The sequence below is a fragment of the Adhaeribacter sp. genome, assembly GCF_057359045.1.
In genome coordinates this window covers 24557-42093 of record NZ_JBMQUD010000157.1, presented here as the reverse complement: position 1 = coordinate 42093, position 17537 = coordinate 24557, and the positions used below count along the sequence as shown (strand labels likewise).

Sequence of the window (17537 nt, the reverse complement as noted above, 5' to 3'; positions counted from 1 at the left end):
TCAGGATGAAGACCGTTTCATAATTTTTTAATTCCATTAGGTTGTCGAATAATTATTTTTTAAATGAGGGGGCAAATATAAGAATAATTATTTGTAACACAAAAAGATAAAAATATAAGCCGTTGCATCTTAACCAGATAAGCACTTAACAGCCTTAATAATTAATTAAACCCGAAGTATGTGCAAAATTTAAACCAGAAAAACTGATAAATATCATGCAGATATAAATAACGCTATACATATATAATATAAAAGGCCTGCGTTTGCCTAAAGATTTTTACCATTTTCTAGGTTTACCTATATAACTATTAATTTAAAAACATTCTAAATAAAGCTTTTTTAGCACCTTTCTCTATGAAAATCAGTAGGTTAAAAGCAAATCCCTTGCTAATGCCTTTAGTACTCCAAAATTATGAGATATTATGTTTGAATAATAAGAATCGCATAGTAGATTTGTGCCCGAAATGTAGTTTCACCTTACTAAAAAAAGCGATCTAAACAATGATTAGCTGTAAATCCAACAAAATAAACCCAATAATTCTAGCGCTACTTCTATCTATTTTAACCATTTTTTCTTCTTATGCCCAAGGCGAACAGGCTTCTGTTAGTAAAGACGGTGTAACGGCAGGAGGTGAGGCAGGTGGAGATGATGCTCAAGTACAAGCCGGGGCTGCATTATTTAAGAATAATTGTGCCTCTTGTCATGCTATCAACGAAAAGGTAGTTGGCCCGGCGTTAAAAGATACCCACAAAAAGCATAAAATGCCCTGGCTCATTAACTGGATTAGAAATTCCAGTAAAATGGTGCAGAGCGGCGATGAATATGCTGTAAAGATCTTTAACGAGTACGACAAGCAGCAAATGCCTAGCTTTGCTTTATCGGACGAAGAAATTACTTCTATTGTTAAATATATAGAGGTAGAAAGCGCTAATGCAACTTCGGCGCCAACCGGAGGCCCGGCCAATAACCAGGCAGCTGCCGCTGCAACCGATGGCCCGGGTGGGGCAAGCATTGGAGCAGATGCTGGTAAATACCTGAATATTGTGCTGATTGCCTTAATCGTGGTGCTGATTGTAATGGTTATTACGCTCCTGATTATTGCTAACCTGATGAAAGATTACCTGAAAGGTAAAAAAGATTTGGATGGCAACGATTTGGAAATAGTAGATCAGCGGTTCGATTTTTCTAAAGTATATAAATCAAGAGCGGTTCAGGTAATTGTAGGATTAATATTTGCCGTAGTAATACTCGATACTGTAATTGAAGAAACCTTTGCGGTAGGTTTACAGCAAGGTTACCAGCCTCGCCAGCCTATTGCCTTCTCGCATAAACTGCACGCCGGTGAGCACCAGATTAATTGTAATTACTGCCACACCAGTGTTTACAAAAGCAAAAATGCCAATATTCCTTCGGCTAATATTTGTATGAACTGCCACAGTCAGATACAAAAAGAATCGCCGGAAATCAAAAAGATTTATACTGCCATTGAGAAAAACCGGCCAATAGAATGGGTGCGGGTACACAACCTGCCGGACCTGGCTTACTTTAACCACTCGCAGCACACCAAAGTAGGTGGTATTGAGTGCCAGACCTGCCACGGACCAATTGAAAGCATGGATGTGGTTTACCAATTCTCGCCGCTTACGATGGGCTGGTGTATAAACTGCCACCGCGAGCAACCTTTAAATACCCAGGACAACGCTTATTACGATAAGCTGGTTCAGCTACACGATAAAGCTAATAAGGGAGCAGCCTTTACCGTATCTTCTAATGGTGGAACTGAGTGCTCTAAGTGCCACTACTAATCTTATATTAAAAAGCATCTGAGTTTTCTATCTATAATATGCAAGAAAAAATAAAATACTGGAAAGGGCTGGAAGAGCTCGAAAACACTCCGGAATTTATTAAAAATTCACAAAATGAATTTGCGGAGTTTCTGCCGGTAAAAGATAAAAATGGTTCGGGTACAAATAATTCAGAAGTAGCGCCCCGTCGCGATTTCTTGAAATTATTAGGCTTTGGTATGGCTGCCGCAACCTTGGCATCCTGCGAGGCCCCGGTTCGGAAAGCAATTCCGTACTTAAACAAACCAGAAGAAGTAGACCCAGGTATTCCAAACTGGTATGCTTCTACTTATTTCACGGATGGCGATTATAACAGCGTTTTGGTTAAAACCCGCGAAGGTCGTCCGATTAAAGTAGAAGGTAACCCGCAATCGAGCATTACCCGGGGTGGTTTAAGCCCGCGCGGACAAGCCTCGGTGCTTAGCCTGTACGATACCGTTCGTTTGCAAGGACCGGTGGTTAAGAAAGGCAATACCCACGAAAAAGCCACCTGGGAACAAGTAGATCAGGAAATTGCCAGCCGTTTAGGTCAGGTAACCGGTAAAGTAGTCGTATTATCTACTACAATAATCAGCCCGTCTACCAAACAAGTTATCCGGGAGTTTGGCGCCCGTTTCCCATCGTTCGAACACGTAGTTTACGATCCGTATTCGGCTTCGGCTTTAATTAAAGCCAATGGTGGTGCTATACCGGGTTACGATTTTAGTAAAGCTAAAACCATTGTAAGTTTCGGTGCCGATTTTATTGGCCCATGGCTAAGCCAGGTTGAATTTGCGAAACAATATATTACCAACCGCAAAGTAACCAAAGATAACCCTAATATGTCGCGGCATTACCAATTTGAGTCAACCTTGAGCTTGAGTGGTGCAAACGCCGATGTACGGGTGCCTATTAAACCATCGGAAGAAGGAATTGCCGTAGCAGCGCTGTACAACCAGATAGCCCAGGGTGCCGGTGGCCAGGTAATTAATACTCCTGCATTTGCTCAAACAAAACAAATTGCTGCGGCTGCCCGCGATTTATTAGCTAACCGCGGTGCTGCTTTGGTGGTATCGGGTTCTAATGATTTAGCAGTTCAAACCCTGGTACGGGAAATTAACCGGCTTTTAGGTAGCGAAGGAACTACTATTAACCCCGCTGCCCCTATTTATACCAAACAAGGCGACGACACCCAGATGTTGCGCTTTATAAATGAAATGAATTCCGGCGCTGTTGGGGCGGTAATTCTGTATAATGCCAACCCGGCTTATAACCATCCGCAGGCCGACCAGGTAATTAGTGGTTTAAAGAAAGTAGGTTTAACCGTTTCGTTTGCCGATCGGATAGACGAGACTGCTTCTTATGCTAATTACATCACGCCAGACCATCATTATTTAGAGTCTTGGAATGATTTTGAACCACGTAAGGGTTTCCTGAGTTTATCGCAGCCAACCATTTCGCCTTTATTCAGTACCCGCCAGGCCCAGGATAGTTTACTGGTTTGGACCGGAAATAAAACAAATTACTATGATTATATCCGTCGGAACTGGCGTACAAATTATGCCCAGGGCAACGATTTTGATGCTTTCTGGGATAAAGCCGTTCATGATGGCGTTTTAGAAGGCGTTTCTTCGGCCGGTCAGGCTAATACTGCTGCCGCTGCGGCTCCCATGACCTTAGCTGCGGCTTCGGTAGGAATTAACCAAGTGGCACGCGGTAACCGTGGTCTGGAATTAGTTGTTTACCAGAAAGCGGCTATTGGTACCGGAGAAGCCGCAAATAACCCATGGTTACAAGAGTTATCAGACCCAATTTCAAGAGCTACCTGGGATAATTATTTAACTATGCCGCGCTCATTGGCCAAAGAAATGGGGGTAGAGCAGAATGATGTAATCCGGGTAACTACCGTCAACGGAAAAACTGTAGAATTACCAGCTTTGATTCAGCCAGGTCAGGCACAAAATACCGTAGGTATTGCTATCGGATACGGTCGTACGCAAGCTGGTTTGGTAGCCAACCAGGTGGGGGTAAATGCTTACCCGCTGGCTACGGTAAATGCTAATGGCATTGTTTACCTGAATAATGTTAAACTGGAAAAAACCGGTTCTGAAAAATTAATCGCGCAAACCCAGACCCACCACACCATTATGGATCGTTTGGTGGTACAGGAGGCGTCTTTAGCTGATTACCAGAAAAACCCGAAAGAAGTAACTGAGTATATAAAAATTGCTACACCCGATGGTCCGCAGACACCGTCTAAAGTGTCGTTGTGGTACGATTATGAATACCAAAATCACCATTGGGGAATGGTTATTGACCTGAACTCTTGTATAGGTTGTGGTTCTTGCGTAGTGGGTTGTGCTTCTGAAAATAATACTCCAATTGTAGGTAAACAAGAAGTATTAAACCGCCGCGAAATGTTCTGGATGCGGATAGACCGCTACTATAGCAGCGATACCCACAAAGATACTTCAGACCTGGGTACCATTGCCACTTACCAGGCCATGGAAGAGCCTTCTGATAATCCGCAGGTTATTTTCCAACCAATGCTTTGCCAGCACTGTAACCACGCACCTTGCGAAACAGTTTGTCCGGTTTTAGCAACAACCCACAGCAGCGAAGGTTTAAACCAAATGACTTACAACCGTTGCGTAGGTACCCGTTATTGCGCAAACAACTGTCCATATAAAGTTCGTCGGTTTAACTGGTTCGCTTACAACGATAACGAGAAATTTGCAGTACAAAACTTCCAGCAGAATACTGATTTAGGCCGGATGGTATTGAACCCAGATGTAACGGTAAGAGCACGGGGCGTTATTGAGAAATGCTCTTTCTGCGTACAACGGATTCAATTGGGTAAACTGGAAGCAAAAAAAGAAAAGCGTCGTCCGAAAGACGGTGAAATTGTAACAGCGTGTGCCCAGTCTTGCCCGACGAATGCCATTATTTTCGGGGATATGAAAGATCCAAACAGCCAGGTGTCTCAAATATTGCGTCGTGAAGATGGGGAAAGAGCATTCCACGTACTGGAAGAACTTAATACCCAACCCAATGTCACTTATCTGACCAAAATCAGAAACAATAACGTAACAACGACAAACGCTTAGCGGCTGAATTAAAAAATAAAAAATCGAGAATAACTTATGCAACATGTATCTCCGGTAAGGGAACCGTTAGTAACAGGAGGGAAGACCTACCATGACATCACAGAAGATGTGAGCAGACAGGTAGAAGCTAAACCCAATATTCGGTGGGCGATCGCTCTGGCGGTAGCTTTGTTCTTCCTGGGTATTTTTATATATTCTGTATACCGGACCTTGTGGTTTGGTATCGGCGAATGGGGATTAAATAAAACCGTAAACTGGGCCTGGGATATCACCAACTTTGTGTGGTGGGTAGGTATTGGTCACGCGGGTACCCTTATTTCGGCCATTCTTTTATTGTTCCGGCAAAAATGGAGAAGTTCTATTAACCGGGCAGCCGAAGCGATGACCATTTTTGCGGTAATATGTGCGGCTATGTTCCCGGTATTGCACATGGGCCGGCCCTGGATGGCTTACTGGGTATTACCTTTACCGAATACATTTGGTTCGCTGTGGGTAAACTTTAACTCCCCGCTGTTATGGGACGTATTCGCGATTAGTACTTATTTTTCAGTTTCACTTGTTTTCTGGTACTTAGGTCTGATACCAGATTTTGCTACTATCCGCGACCGGGCGACTGGCCCTATTGCCCGCCGGGCTTACGCTTTGTTAAGCTTTGGCTGGACAGGCTCGGCGAAACACTGGTCACGTTACGAAACCGTTTCGCTTATTCTGGCCGGCGTTTCTACACCGCTTGTACTTTCGGTACACACCATTGTATCCATGGACTTTGCTACATCGGTAATTCCGGGTTGGCATACCACTATATTCCCGCCTTACTTTGTGGCAGGTGCGATTTTCTCCGGATTTGCAATGGTATTAACCCTCATGATTATCACCCGTGATGTATTCTTCCTGAAGGATTATATTACTTTGGAGCACATTGAGTCGATGAACAAGGTAATTATTCTGACCGGTTCTATTGTGGGTGTGGCTTATATTACTGAGTTCTTTATTGCCTGGTACTCTGGGGTTGAATACGAACAATATGCATTTATTAACCGGGCTACGGGACCTTACTGGTGGGCTTACTGGTCTATGATGACCTGTAACGTAATTACCCCGCAGCTGTTCTGGTTCCGCAAAATCAGAAGAAGTATTGTGGCTACGTTCATTATTTCCATTTTCGTAAATATTGGTATGTGGTTCGAGCGCTTTGTGATTATTGTTACCTCGCTGCACCGCGACTTTTTACCATCTAGCTGGGCTATGTTCTCGCCTACCATTATTGACGTAGGTATTTATGTTGGTACATTAGGCTTGTTCTTTACCTTGTTCCTGTTGTTTGCCAAATATTTCCCTGTAGTGAATATGTTTGAAGTTAAAACCATTTTAAAATCATCTTCTGGGGTAGATCATTCGCACACTCCTAAAACAATGCACGCACATTCACCTAATAACCAAGCGCACCATGACAAATAAGAAATATATCCTAGGCGTTTATGATGATGAAGATATATTACTAAACGCCATTGAAAACATAAGAGCGGCTGGAACTAAAATTTATACCGTTTTTTCGCCGTATCCGGTACATGGTATTGATGATGCGCTGGGCATTGAACGCTCTAAGTTACCAATTGCTGCCTTTTTGTATGGTTTAACCGGTCTGTCTTTTGCCTTGTGGATGCAGATTTACATGCTAGGCTTCGATTGGCCTATGATTATCGGCGGTAAACCTCACATTGCTTTACCTGCTTTTATTCCAGTAAGCTTTGAGCTAACAGTATTGTTTACCGCCCACGGCATGGTAATTACCTTTTTAATTATTTCGGGTTTGTACCCCCGGTTAAAAGTACCGGTAATGGATGTGCGCTCTACGGATGATAAGTTTATTATGGCCATTGAGGTAAAAGAAGGAGTAACCGACATAAATAAATTAAACACCTTGCTTCGTGATAATGGCGCCATTGAGGTAAATGAAAAGGAGGTAGCTAAATAATGAACACGATAAAAAAAATAGGAACAGCTGCTTCAGTATTTACCTTTTCAGCAGCATTGTTTTTCTCTTGTACGCCAGGACCAAACGATACAGGTACGCAGTATGCGCCGCAGATGTACGATGATGTAGCCTACGAAGCGCTGAAACAGGTAGATAAAAATAAATTAAATCCGGGTGGTCTGAACATGCGTACGCCGGCTCAGAATACCATTGCCCGCGGCAAATTGGGTTATTACAATCATATACCCAAAGATAGTGTAGAAATTGCTGCCGCCAGGCTGAAAAATCCGATAGCAGGTACTGCAGCCAATATTGAAGACGGAAAAGTACTATATGCCCGTTTTTGTACGCCTTGCCACGGTGCTGAAGGACAAGGAGATGGGTTGGTAGGCCAGAAATTTAAAGGTGTAGCTAACTTAAACCAAGACAGGTTAAAGGCTGTGCCGCTGGGCCATATTTACCACGTAATTGCCAATGGTCGAGGCCGTATGATGCCGCATGGTACACAAATAAATCCGGAAGAACGCTGGAAAATAGCTATGTATGTTCGGGCTGAACTACAAGGTTTACAAGACCAGGTTTTAACCGAGACATTGAACGTAGATGCCCAAAACGCATCCACCGATAATAATACAAACGAAGTAACCGGTACAACTAATCCATCGGGAGGGGCTACGGAAAATGCCGGAGCAACAAAAGATATAAATAAGGCTCAAGAATAACTTTTACACATAATGATAGAAGAAAGACTAAGTATCTCAAAAAGAACAAGTAACCGGTTCTTGTTTTTGATAGGATTAGGCCTGGTATTATTGATAGTGGGAATATTTATTACCATGAACAGTAGCGGGGGCCATGGGGGCGGACATGGAGAAGAACACGAAGCGGCTGCTGCCGGCGGGCACCATGCCATAACCTGGGTTAACCGGTTGTTTTCTAATCTTTGGCTTAACAATGTATTTTTTTCCGGAATCGCGGTAATTGGGTTATTCTTTGCAGCCGTACAGTACGTGGCTTATGCCGGCTGGTCCGTGCCTATTAAACGTATCCTGGAGTCTTTAACGGTCTATATTCCGGTTGGTGGTATTATTATGCTCGTGATTTTTTTATTGGGTAAACACCAAATATTTCACTGGACCGACGAGACGCTGTATATAAAAGACAATGCTAATTACGACCCCATCATTGCCGGGAAAGAAGGCTTCCTGAACCAACCGTTTTACTTAATCAGAATGGTTATATTCTTTGCGGCCTGGACTTTCTTTGCCTGGTGGTTACGCAAGCAATCATTAGAAGAAGATTTAAACGGCGGCCTCGAATATTATCACAAGAGTATCCGTATTTCGGCCATGTTCCTGGTAGTATTTGGGGTTACTTCTTCCATCGCGGCCTGGGACTGGGTGATGACCATCGATTCGCACTGGTTTAGTACCTTATTTGCCTGGTATGTATTTGCCAGCTGGTTTGTATCTGGTTTAGCAGCTACTACCTTAACAGCTATTTTCCTGAAACAAGCAGGTTATCTGAAAATGTTAAATGCTAACCATTTGCACGATTTAGGTAAATTTATATTCGGGTTTAGCATATTCTGGACTTACCTGTGGTTCTCGCAGTTTATGCTTTACTGGTATGCCAACTTACCCGAAGAAGTTGTTTATTTCCAGGAGCGTTTACATGGTTACAATAATCATTATACCTGGATTGTTTTTGCAAACCTGTTATTAAATTTTGCTTTCCCGTTCTTGGTATTAATGACAAGAGATGCCAAGCGCCAGATGATCATGCTCAAAATTGTTTGTATAGTAGTTCTGTTCGGTCACTGGATGGATTTCTATATGATGATTATGCCTGGAACACTGCGCGGTGAGAGTGGATTTGGCTTAATAGAATTAGGAACGCTTCTGGTATTCTTAGGCCTTTTCTTAACTTTGTTCACCAGAAGATTAACCAGTACCCCTTTAGTGCCGGTAAATCATCCGTTCTTGGAAGAAGCAATTCATCATCATGTGTAACCTGAACATTTAATAAAATATAATGATTACTCTCGCAATACTTTTTGCATTAGCGCTTTTCGGTGTAATACTATACTTACTATTCCGGATTCAGACTTTAAGTTCTATTTTTCGGGGTACGCATAATAAAAGAGTGAGTACCAGCAACCGTGTTAATGCCATATTATTTCTGGTATTTTTAGTTGTAGGCGGTATCGCATTTTTCTGGTCTTTCCAGGATTCTATGAAAGACTTTATGATCCCTGTTGCGTCGGTGCACGCAGTTTGGATCGAGAAAATGTTCTGGACCACGATGGCTATTCTGGGAATAGTGTTTGTACTAACCCATATTTTATTATTCTATTATTCTTATCGTTACCAGTACCAAGACGATAAAAGAGCTTACTACTATCCGCATAACAACAAATTAGAAGTTATCTGGACCATTATACCGGCAGTGGTAATGGCTTTGCTGGTATTTTCGGGCTGGAAAGCCTGGACCAAAATTACCAATCCGGCGCCTGCTGATGCCGTAGTGGTTGAAATTGTAGGTAAACAATTTAACTGGTTGGTTCGGTACCCTGGTAAAGATAACGTTTTGGGGGTGGCCAAGCATACCTTAATTGATGCAACTAACGAATTGGGGATAGACTTATCGGATCCAAATGCCAAAGATGACATCTTTATGTCGAGTGGCGATATTCACATCCCGAAAGGTAAGCCGGTTTTATTCCGGATTCGTTCCCGCGATGTTACCCACGACGTATATCAGCCTAATTTCCGGATACAGATGCACGCCGTACCGGGTATGCCAACGCGGTTCTGGTTTGTTCCAACCAAAACTAACGCTGAAATGGCTGAAGAAACTGGTAAAGCCGATTTTAAATACGAAATTGTATGTAATCAGATTTGTGGCCGGGGTCACTTTGCCATGCGGGCAACTCTAGTAGTTGATGAACCCGAGGATTACGAAGCCTGGTTGGCTGAGCAAAAATCCTTTGCCGAACAAAACCCGGATTTATTAGCGAAATTCCAGGAGAATAAACCTCAGCCAATTGTAAAGGCTAAAGAAGAGGTTAAACCAGTTGAAGAAAAAGCAGCGTTATAATATTATTTAATAGAAGTGTATGGCAAGTACTGATTTAACTTTACATAAAGATGTACATCACGCGCATGATGCGCACGATGAGCATGATCACCACGATCAGCATTTTATTTTTAAATATATCTTCAGCCAGGACCATAAGGTAATTGCCAAGCAATTTCTGATTACCGGTATAATCTGGGCCTTTATCGGAGGCGCATTATCCAGTATTTTCCGGATTCAGTTAGGTTGGCCACAAGCTACTATGGAGTGGTTAGAACCCGTTTTAGGTAAATGGGTTGAAGGCGGTAAACTGAATCCCGAATTTTATTTAGGTTTGGTTACAATGCACGGAACCATCATGGTGTTCTTTGTGCTTACCGCCGGTTTGAGCGGTACCTTTAGTAACTTCCTGATTCCGCTCCAGATTGGGGCCAGAGATATGGCCTCCGGTTTTATGAACATGCTTTCTTACTGGTTCTTCTTTTTATCCAGTGTGGTTATGTTTATATCTCTGTTCCTCGAAACAGGACCAGCATCGGCCGGTTGGACCATTTATCCGCCGTTAAGTGCCTTGCCGCAGGCCATACCTGGTTCTGGTAGCGGTATGACCATGTGGTTAGTTTCCATGACCTTGTTTATTGTTTCGCAATTATTAGGTGGGGTAAACTACATTACCACGGTTATAAACCTGCGTACCCAAGGTATGTCTATGACAAAACTGCCCTTAACCATTTGGGCGTTTTTCCTGACGGCTATTCTGGGCGTATTGTCTTTCCCGGTATTATTATCGGCCGCTTTATTACTTGTGTTCGACCGTAGTTTTGGTACCAGTTTCTACCTTTCTGAAATTTATGTTGCCGGTGAAGCGCTGTCTAATGTAGGTGGTAGCCCAATTTTGTTCCAGCACTTATTCTGGTTCTTAGGTCACCCGGAAGTATACATTGTAATTTTACCTGGTTTTGGTATTGTATCTGAAGTTATAGCAACCAACGCCCGTAAGCCTATTTTCGGATACCGGGCCATGATTGGTTCTATGTTGGGTATTTCCTTGCTCTCCTTTATTGTATGGGCTCACCACATGTTCGTCTCGGGTATGAATCCGTTCCTAGGGTCGGTGTTTATGTTCCTGACCCTGATTATTGCGGTACCGTCGGCGGTGAAGGTATTTAACTGGATAGCTACTTTATGGCGCGGTAATATTGTGTTTACCGTTCCTATGCTGTTCTCCATTGGTTTTGTTTCGCTCTTTATATCAGGTGGATTAACCGGTATTATTCTGGGTAACTCGGCTTTGGATATCCAGGTACACAATACTTACTTTGTGGTAGCTCACTTCCACTTGGTAATGGGGTCATCAGCTTTCTTTGGTATGTTTGCCGGCGTTTACCATTGGTTCCCTAAAATGTTTGGCCGGATGATGGACGACAAACTGGGATACATTCACTTCTGGTTAACCTTTATTGGTGTGTATATGGTGTTTATGCCCATGCACTACGTAGGTATAGCCGGTTTCCCACGTCGTTATTATTCCTGGACTAGCTTCGATTTATTCCAAAGCTTTGCCAATATTAACATGTATATAAGTTTAGCCGCTATTATTGCTTGGTTAGCTCAGTTTATCTTTGCTTTCAACTTTATATACAGCATGTTCCGGGGGCGCAGAGCTACTGCCAACCCTTGGCGCTCTAATACTTTAGAGTGGACTACACCAGTATTACCGGGTCACGGAAACTGGCCAGGTGCTATTCCGGCGGTTTATCGCTGGCCGTATGATTACAGTAAGCCAGGCGCTGAAGAAGATTTTATTCCACAACATGTTCCTTTCTCGCAAACGCAATCGTCTAATCTGCCTTACGAGAAGGACCAGGCTTAACTTAAATGAATGACAAATAAATCTTTTAGTTCTAAAAGGTTTAGAAATATAGGAGTTCTTACCATTGCTTCTGTATATTTTTTAATCTTGGTAGGAGGAATCGTCCGTAGTACCGGGTCAGGAATGGGTTGTCCCGACTGGCCTAAATGCTTCGGTAGTTGGGTTCCTCCTACTGATGTTAATCAATTACCCGATAATTACCTGGAAGTTTACCGGGATAAAAGAATTCAAAAAAATCAAAGGTTGGCCGTGTACCTGAGCGGTATGGGATTTAACCAGGTTGCTGAACAATTACTGCAGCATCCAATGGCTTACCTGGAGACTGACTTTAATGTTCAGAAAACCTGGATTGAATATGTTAACAGGCTGGTAGGGGTAATCATTGGATTTTTGATTATTCTGACGTTGCTCTTTTCTTTTCCTTATTTTAAAAAGGACCGGGCAATTGTCTATTTATCTGTTCTTTCTTTTCTGTTGGTAATATTTCAGGGCTGGTTAGGCTCATTGGTGGTATCAACCAATTTATTGCCCGTAATGGTTACCATCCATATGGCGTTAGCCTTGGTAATGGTTGGGGTACTAATTTATGCTATTGCTCGTTCACAGTATACAGTTCTGCAAGAGCGCATATTTCCTAAAACCAGACTTATCTACTTTTTACTGGGGTTAGTGGTTGTTTTTACCTTTCTGCAAACGCTTTTAGGTACCCAGGTAAGAGAAATGATTGACCAGATTGCCTTTGACTTTAACTACCAGAACCGGCAAAACTGGATTAGCCAATTAGATGTGTCATTCTATATTCACCGCTCTTTTTCCAGCGTGGTCATGTTGGTTAATCTGTATTTAGTTTACCTGATGTTTAAATTAAAAGACGGATTGGTGAACCGCTTACTCATATTGCTGGTTGCATTAATGGTGTTGGAAATCGTTTTTGGAGTAGTAATGGCCGAATGGAGTATTCCGGCATTTTTACAACCTTTGCACCTAGTAACGGCCACCCTTATTTTTGGGGTTCAGTTCTTTTTATTTATAATTTACTATTACGCCACCCGCTATAAGCGGGTGGCAAAACTTGTTGCCTGATATGATTGCAGAAGAGATAAAAAGCGAATTGCCGTTGGCATTCGATTGGCGGGTAAGAGTAAAGCAATATCTTCAGTTGCTTAAATTTAGGTTATCTTTTACGGTAGCTGCCTCCAGTGCCTTTGGGTATATGTTGGGCAACCGCAATTTCGAATGGTTTGAGCCCTTAGTAGTAATGCTGGGTGGTTTAATGGTAACAGGTTCAGCTAATATTATAAATCAAATTCTGGAAAAGGATTTAGATAAATTAATGAAGCGAACTGCAAAACGCCCCTTAGCCCAAAGTAAAGTTTCTGTTTCGGCGGCAGCGGTTTATGCTGTAATATTGGGTTTAGCCGGTTTATTGTTGCTGGGTTTAAATTTTAATATGCTGGCAGCGGCGCTATCTTTGATCTCCTTGATCATTTACGGATTTATTTATACGCCGTTAAAGCGTATTTCGCCAATCTGTGTATTAGTTGGGGCTATACCCGGTGGTTTACCGCCAATGATTGGCTATATTGCCGCTACCGGAGCATTTGGTTGGGAGGCTGGTATTCTATTCGGGATACAATTTATCTGGCAATTTCCGCATTTCTGGGCTATTGCCTGGGTACTCGATGATGATTATAAAAAAGCGGGTTTCCGGATGCTACCTATGGAAGGCGGTAAGAATTTGAAAACCGCCGTCCAGATAATGATGTATACTTTATTGTTAATTCCATTAGGTATGATGCCTTTACAGTTTGGAATGGCTGGTCAAACATCGGCAATTATAGCTGTAATATGCGGCGTGCTGTTTTTAATGCAAACTTTTTACCTAATGCAGACTTGTTCCAAGAAAGCAGCCATGAATATTATGTTTGGTTCTTTCTTGTATTTACCTATTGTTCAAATTGCTTTTGTGTTAGATAAAGTTTAAAATATGGCGGGTGCAATTATTCAAAAGCAAACTTCATCGGGTGTTCATCCGGTTAAGTTTGCCCTCTGGCTCATTATTATAAGTATTATAATGATGTTTGCCGCTTTTACCAGTGCCTATATTGTCCGGAAAGAAGAAGGTAATTGGTTAGAGTTTGATTTACCACAAAATTTAATCATCAATACAGCCTTTCTGGTTATAAGTAGTGTATTTATGCAACTAGCTTATAATGCGGCCCGGAAAGATAATCTGGCCCAAGTAAAAATGTTTTTATTGGCTACATTGGGTTTTGGCATTGCTTTTTTAGTAGGGCAGTGGCAAGCCTGGGGAGAGTTGGTTAACAATAAAGTGTTTTTTGGTGGCTCAGATGCAAACCCTTCCGGTTCTTTTCTGTATGTATTAACGGGCGTACACGGTTTTCACTTGGTAACCGGTTTAATTTATTTGTTAATTGTTTTAATTTCGAGTCTGAAATTTAAAGTGCATTCGCGTAATTTGCTGCGCATTGAATTGTGCACCATTTATTGGCATTTTTTAGGCGGCCTTTGGGTTTATTTATTCATTTTCTTAACCTTGAACCATTAATTCTATTACCATAACAAACTATGTCAACTACAACTACCTTGGAGCAGCCAAGAACCGGAACCTGGGATGGTGGCAATGAGCCAATGAAGGCATCGTATGGAAAACTCATGATGTGGTTTTTCCTGCTGTCGGATACCTTTACTTTTGGAGCCTTTTTAACAACTTACGGCCTTATCCGTCATCGGCACCATGCCTATACCGGCGCCGCCGAAGATTTTACCTTTTCTACGGCTTACTGGCCAATACCAGAAAAGGTATTTAATGCCTTTCCGGGTTTCCACGGGGTAGATTTGCCGCTTGCATTTGTGGCTTTAATGACCATGATTCTGATCTTATCTTCAGTTACCATGGTGTTAGCCGTAGAAGCTGGTCACCGGATGGATAAGAATGATGTACAGAAATGGTTACTCTGGACAATTTTGTTTGGTAGTACCTTTGTTGGCTGTCAGGCTTGGGAATGGTCTCACTTTATTACCGGTACTGATACCGGCATGTTATTAGCCGATGGAAGCCGCTTCTTTGGTGCTAACTTAATCATGAATGAGTATGGCCCTGTTTTATTTGCCGACTTATTCTTCTTTATTACCGGTTTCCATGGTACGCACGTATTTAGTGGTATTGTGCTTTTAATTATTCTATTTATTAATACTGTAAATGGTACTTACCAAAAAAGAGGCCACTACGAAATGGTAGAAAAAGTAGGATTGTACTGGCACTTTGTAGACTTAGTTTGGGTATTTGTATTTACCTTCTTTTACCTGGTTTAATTTATTGCATATAAATAATAGCAAGAAAGAATTAGTTACGGATTATGTACTTTATTCATACCAGAACTGATTCTTTCTTTTAAATCTATATAAATAGCATAACTAATAAATATTATGGCAGCTCATTCGCATCACGCCCACGATGAACATCATACCGGGGAAATTGCAAAACCTCAAACCAAAGGTATCTGGCGGGTATTTGTAATCCTATGCGTTTTAACAGCAATAGAATTTGCTTTTGCATTTTTTATGCACGCGGGTACTTTACGGAATATCATTTTCATAATCCTTACCATATTCAAAGCTTTTTTTATCGTAGCCGAGTTTATGCACTTAAAGCACGAGACCAAAGGTTTAATCTGGACTATTTTGGTGCCTACTGCTTTGTTAATCTGGTTAATTATCGCCTTAATTACCGAGGGTAATTATATTGGTGATACCATTTTTAGTTATTTTAAATAAAGATGTCACCTAAAAAGGTACTGTTACTGGGTATTCTTATTTTATTACCCGTACTGGCCTATTTGTTTTTAAAGGTTTTTGGTACCAACCATTATGCCTTACCGCGTTATTTACCCGAAATAACCGACACCGGCGATCCGGTAATCCGGAACGGCGATACGGTATTCCATAAAATTCCGGATTTTAGATTAACTTCTCAGTCCGGAAAATTGGTTTCTCAGGCAGATTTTACGGGTAAGGTTTACGTGGCCAATTTCTTTTTTGCTTCTTGTACTGATGTTTGCAAAAAAATGAGTTCCAATTTATTGCAGGTACAAGAAGCGTTTAAAGCAGAACCCAAGGTAAAAATAGTTTCTTATACCGTTGATCCAATGCGCGATTCGGTAGCCGTATTAGAGGCTTATGCCAATACGTACGGAGCTAATCCGGAACAATGGTACTTTTTAACCGGGCCTAAAGAACAGATTTATCAGTTGGCGCAGGAAGGGTACAAAGTGCCGGCTATGCCAGCCCCTTCTATTATACCCGATTTTATTCATAGTGAAAAATTACTGCTGGTAGACCAGGCAAAACATGTCCGGGGCATTTACGATGGTACAAGCCCCGAAGATGTAGACCGTTTAATAACGGAAATTAAGGTGTTACTGCAGGAAGAAAATACAAATGCAAACCAATAGTTTAAAAGCAAACGATACACGTTATTTAATATTAATTGCGGTATTGTCGGTGGCCGTGCCGTTACTGGTAGCGTTGTTGCTGTTTGTACCGCAAACTGGTAAATTAGGCGATGTAGATGTTACCTTTTTGCCTAAATTACACGCCTTATTAAATTCGCTTACGGCAATAGCTTTGGTGGTTGGGTATAACTTTATTAAAAAAGGCAATATTCGTTTTCATCGCTTTGCCATGACTACAGCTTTTGTATTGTCTTCTTTTTTCCTGATTTCTTATGTAATTTACCATTACCAGGCGGCTCCCACCAGTTTCGGCGGCAAAGGTTTAATAAAAAATATTTACTATTTTATTTTAATTACCCACATCATTCTGGCGGCCATCATCGTTCCTTTTGTACTACTGTCCGTATATTTTGCTATAAGCAACCAGTTTGTACGCCACCGTAAAATTTCCCGTTGGACCTTTCCGTTGTGGTTATATGTGGCGGTTACGGGTGTGGTAGTTTATTTTATGATTGCCCCATATTATTAACCAGAATTTGAAAGAGGAGAAGGAGTTGCTATATGAAAAAGCTTAAATATTTTTTAGCGCTGATTGCCTTAACTTTGGTGTTAAGTTTTGCTGCTAATCCGGTACAAGCTCAATGCGCCATGTGCCGGGCTTCGGTAGAATCGGCATCAGGAAATAACGGCGACGAAAAATTGGCCAATTTAGGAAAAGGCCTGAATAAAGGTATTCTTTACTTAATGGCTATTCCTTATATATTAGCTGGTACAGTTGGCTTTCTCTGGTACCGGAGCAATCGGCAAAAATAATGGCGGGTAGCTCTACCTTAAAAGCCATGTTGAAAGCCAAGTGCCCCCGGTGCCACCGCGGCAATATGTTTACACACTCCGGGTTTAATCTGCGCAAGTTTGATGATATGCCGGAATATTGCCCGGTTTGTAAATTCCGCTTTGAGATTGAACTGGGTTTTTACTGGGGCGCCATGTATATTAGCTATGCTTTTGCGGTAGGTATTGTAGTAATATTAGGCGTAGCATTATTTTTTCTAGCCAATGATCCACCCTTAGAAGTTTATGCCGTTTCGGTAACAGCGGTAATTTTACTTACGGCACCTTTTATGTTCCGGTACGCCCGGGTAGTAATGCTGTATTTTTTTGGTAGTGTGCACTACGACCCCGCTTACGACAAACCCGTAAATTAA

At 41.8% G+C, this 17537-nt stretch carries 17 protein-coding genes; all 17 read left to right on the top strand.

Going from position 1 to position 17537, the window contains the following annotated elements; all coding sequences use genetic code 11:
• Positions 1-501 precede the first annotated feature (501 nt).
• Positions 502-1806: a c-type cytochrome gene (locus tag ACO1R6_RS24500; RefSeq protein WP_486268360.1), complete on the top strand. Its 1305-nt coding sequence runs from the start codon at positions 502-504 to the stop codon at positions 1804-1806.
• Positions 1807-1844: 38 nt separating this feature from the next.
• A complete protein-coding gene (locus tag ACO1R6_RS24495; RefSeq protein ID WP_486268358.1) occupies positions 1845-4931 on the top strand; it encodes a TAT-variant-translocated molybdopterin oxidoreductase in 3087 nt (1028 codons plus the stop codon).
• Between the two features lie 36 nt (positions 4932-4967).
• A complete protein-coding gene (gene nrfD, locus ACO1R6_RS24490; RefSeq protein ID WP_486268356.1) occupies positions 4968-6389 on the top strand; it encodes an NrfD/PsrC family molybdoenzyme membrane anchor subunit in 1422 nt (473 codons plus the stop codon).
• Entirely contained in the window at positions 6379-6906 is a 528-nt protein-coding gene (locus ACO1R6_RS24485; RefSeq protein ID WP_486268354.1) for a DUF3341 domain-containing protein, read from the top strand. Before nrfD ends, ACO1R6_RS24485 begins: the two co-directional genes overlap by 11 nt.
• Complete coding sequence (locus ACO1R6_RS24480) at positions 6906-7628, top strand: c-type cytochrome (RefSeq protein WP_486268353.1); 723 nt, start codon at positions 6906-6908, stop codon at positions 7626-7628. Before ACO1R6_RS24485 ends, ACO1R6_RS24480 begins: the two co-directional genes overlap by 1 nt.
• A 12-nt stretch (positions 7629-7640) precedes the next feature.
• The gene (locus ACO1R6_RS24475) at positions 7641-8918 is read left to right on the top strand and encodes a quinol:cytochrome C oxidoreductase (RefSeq protein ID WP_486268351.1); all 1278 of its coding nucleotides are present in this window, start codon (positions 7641-7643) and stop codon (positions 8916-8918) included.
• Between the two features lie 22 nt (positions 8919-8940).
• Positions 8941-10005: a cytochrome c oxidase subunit II gene (locus tag ACO1R6_RS24470; RefSeq protein WP_486268350.1), complete on the top strand. Its 1065-nt coding sequence runs from the start codon at positions 8941-8943 to the stop codon at positions 10003-10005.
• Between the two features lie 19 nt (positions 10006-10024).
• On the top strand, positions 10025-11857 hold the full coding sequence (locus ACO1R6_RS24465) for a cytochrome c oxidase subunit I (protein ID WP_486268348.1): 1833 nt from the start codon (positions 10025-10027) through the stop codon (positions 11855-11857).
• A 9-nt stretch (positions 11858-11866) separates the two neighbouring features.
• Positions 11867-12940: a COX15/CtaA family protein gene (locus tag ACO1R6_RS24460; protein ID WP_486268346.1), complete on the top strand. Its 1074-nt coding sequence runs from the start codon at positions 11867-11869 to the stop codon at positions 12938-12940.
• A 1-nt stretch (position 12941) separates the two neighbouring features.
• A complete protein-coding gene (gene cyoE / locus ACO1R6_RS24455) occupies positions 12942-13841 on the top strand; it encodes a heme o synthase (RefSeq protein WP_486268344.1) in 900 nt (299 codons plus the stop codon).
• Between the two features lie 3 nt (positions 13842-13844).
• Positions 13845-14426, top strand: coding sequence for a cytochrome c oxidase subunit 3 (locus ACO1R6_RS24450; RefSeq protein ID WP_486268342.1), 582 nt, complete (start codon positions 13845-13847; stop codon positions 14424-14426).
• A gap of 20 nt (positions 14427-14446) precedes the next feature.
• Entirely contained in the window at positions 14447-15193 is a 747-nt protein-coding gene (locus ACO1R6_RS24445) for a cytochrome c oxidase subunit 3 (RefSeq protein WP_486268340.1), read from the top strand.
• A 114-nt stretch (positions 15194-15307) separates the two neighbouring features.
• The gene (locus tag ACO1R6_RS24440) at positions 15308-15655 is read left to right on the top strand and encodes a cytochrome C oxidase subunit IV family protein (RefSeq protein WP_486268338.1); all 348 of its coding nucleotides are present in this window, start codon (positions 15308-15310) and stop codon (positions 15653-15655) included.
• A gap of 2 nt (positions 15656-15657) precedes the next feature.
• Positions 15658-16332, top strand: a complete 675-nt coding sequence (locus ACO1R6_RS24435) for an SCO family protein (protein ID WP_486268336.1) — start codon at positions 15658-15660, stop codon at positions 16330-16332.
• Positions 16319-16861 (top strand): DUF420 domain-containing protein, encoded by a 543-nt coding sequence (locus tag ACO1R6_RS24430; RefSeq protein WP_486268335.1) that lies wholly within the window; start codon positions 16319-16321, stop codon positions 16859-16861. Before ACO1R6_RS24435 ends, ACO1R6_RS24430 begins: the two co-directional genes overlap by 14 nt.
• A gap of 32 nt (positions 16862-16893) precedes the next feature.
• Entirely contained in the window at positions 16894-17145 is a 252-nt protein-coding gene (locus ACO1R6_RS24425; protein WP_486268333.1) for a hypothetical protein, read from the top strand.
• The gene (locus tag ACO1R6_RS24420) at positions 17145-17537 is read left to right on the top strand and encodes a DUF983 domain-containing protein (RefSeq protein ID WP_486268331.1); all 393 of its coding nucleotides are present in this window, start codon (positions 17145-17147) and stop codon (positions 17535-17537) included. Before ACO1R6_RS24425 ends, ACO1R6_RS24420 begins: the two co-directional genes overlap by 1 nt.

What these genes read in the sequence shown, in the direction of transcription:
- ACO1R6_RS24475 (WP_486268351.1), top strand. Translation starts at nt 7,641, where the DNA reads ATGATAGAAGAAAGACTAAGTATCTCAAAAAGAACAAGTAACCGGTTC.
- cyoE (WP_486268344.1), top strand. Translation starts at nt 12,942, where the DNA reads ATGATTGCAGAAGAGATAAAAAGCGAATTGCCGTTGGCATTCGATTGG.
- ACO1R6_RS24425 (WP_486268333.1), top strand. Translation starts at nt 16,894, where the DNA reads ATGAAAAAGCTTAAATATTTTTTAGCGCTGATTGCCTTAACTTTGGTG.
- ACO1R6_RS24420 (WP_486268331.1), top strand. Translation starts at nt 17,145, where the DNA reads ATGGCGGGTAGCTCTACCTTAAAAGCCATGTTGAAAGCCAAGTGCCCC.
- ACO1R6_RS24465 (WP_486268348.1), top strand. Translation starts at nt 10,025, where the DNA reads ATGGCAAGTACTGATTTAACTTTACATAAAGATGTACATCACGCGCAT.
- ACO1R6_RS24470 (WP_486268350.1), top strand. Translation starts at nt 8,941, where the DNA reads ATGATTACTCTCGCAATACTTTTTGCATTAGCGCTTTTCGGTGTAATA.
- ACO1R6_RS24495 (WP_486268358.1), top strand. Translation starts at nt 1,845, where the DNA reads ATGCAAGAAAAAATAAAATACTGGAAAGGGCTGGAAGAGCTCGAAAAC.
- ACO1R6_RS24485 (WP_486268354.1), top strand. Translation starts at nt 6,379, where the DNA reads ATGACAAATAAGAAATATATCCTAGGCGTTTATGATGATGAAGATATA.
- ACO1R6_RS24445 (WP_486268340.1), top strand. Translation starts at nt 14,447, where the DNA reads ATGTCAACTACAACTACCTTGGAGCAGCCAAGAACCGGAACCTGGGAT.
- ACO1R6_RS24440 (WP_486268338.1), top strand. Translation starts at nt 15,308, where the DNA reads ATGGCAGCTCATTCGCATCACGCCCACGATGAACATCATACCGGGGAA.
- ACO1R6_RS24480 (WP_486268353.1), top strand. Translation starts at nt 6,906, where the DNA reads ATGAACACGATAAAAAAAATAGGAACAGCTGCTTCAGTATTTACCTTT.
- ACO1R6_RS24460 (WP_486268346.1), top strand. Translation starts at nt 11,867, where the DNA reads ATGACAAATAAATCTTTTAGTTCTAAAAGGTTTAGAAATATAGGAGTT.
- ACO1R6_RS24435 (WP_486268336.1), top strand. Translation starts at nt 15,658, where the DNA reads ATGTCACCTAAAAAGGTACTGTTACTGGGTATTCTTATTTTATTACCC.
- nrfD (WP_486268356.1), top strand. Translation starts at nt 4,968, where the DNA reads ATGCAACATGTATCTCCGGTAAGGGAACCGTTAGTAACAGGAGGGAAG.
- ACO1R6_RS24500 (WP_486268360.1), top strand. Translation starts at nt 502, where the DNA reads ATGATTAGCTGTAAATCCAACAAAATAAACCCAATAATTCTAGCGCTA.
- ACO1R6_RS24430 (WP_486268335.1), top strand. Translation starts at nt 16,319, where the DNA reads ATGCAAACCAATAGTTTAAAAGCAAACGATACACGTTATTTAATATTA.
- ACO1R6_RS24450 (WP_486268342.1), top strand. Translation starts at nt 13,845, where the DNA reads ATGGCGGGTGCAATTATTCAAAAGCAAACTTCATCGGGTGTTCATCCG.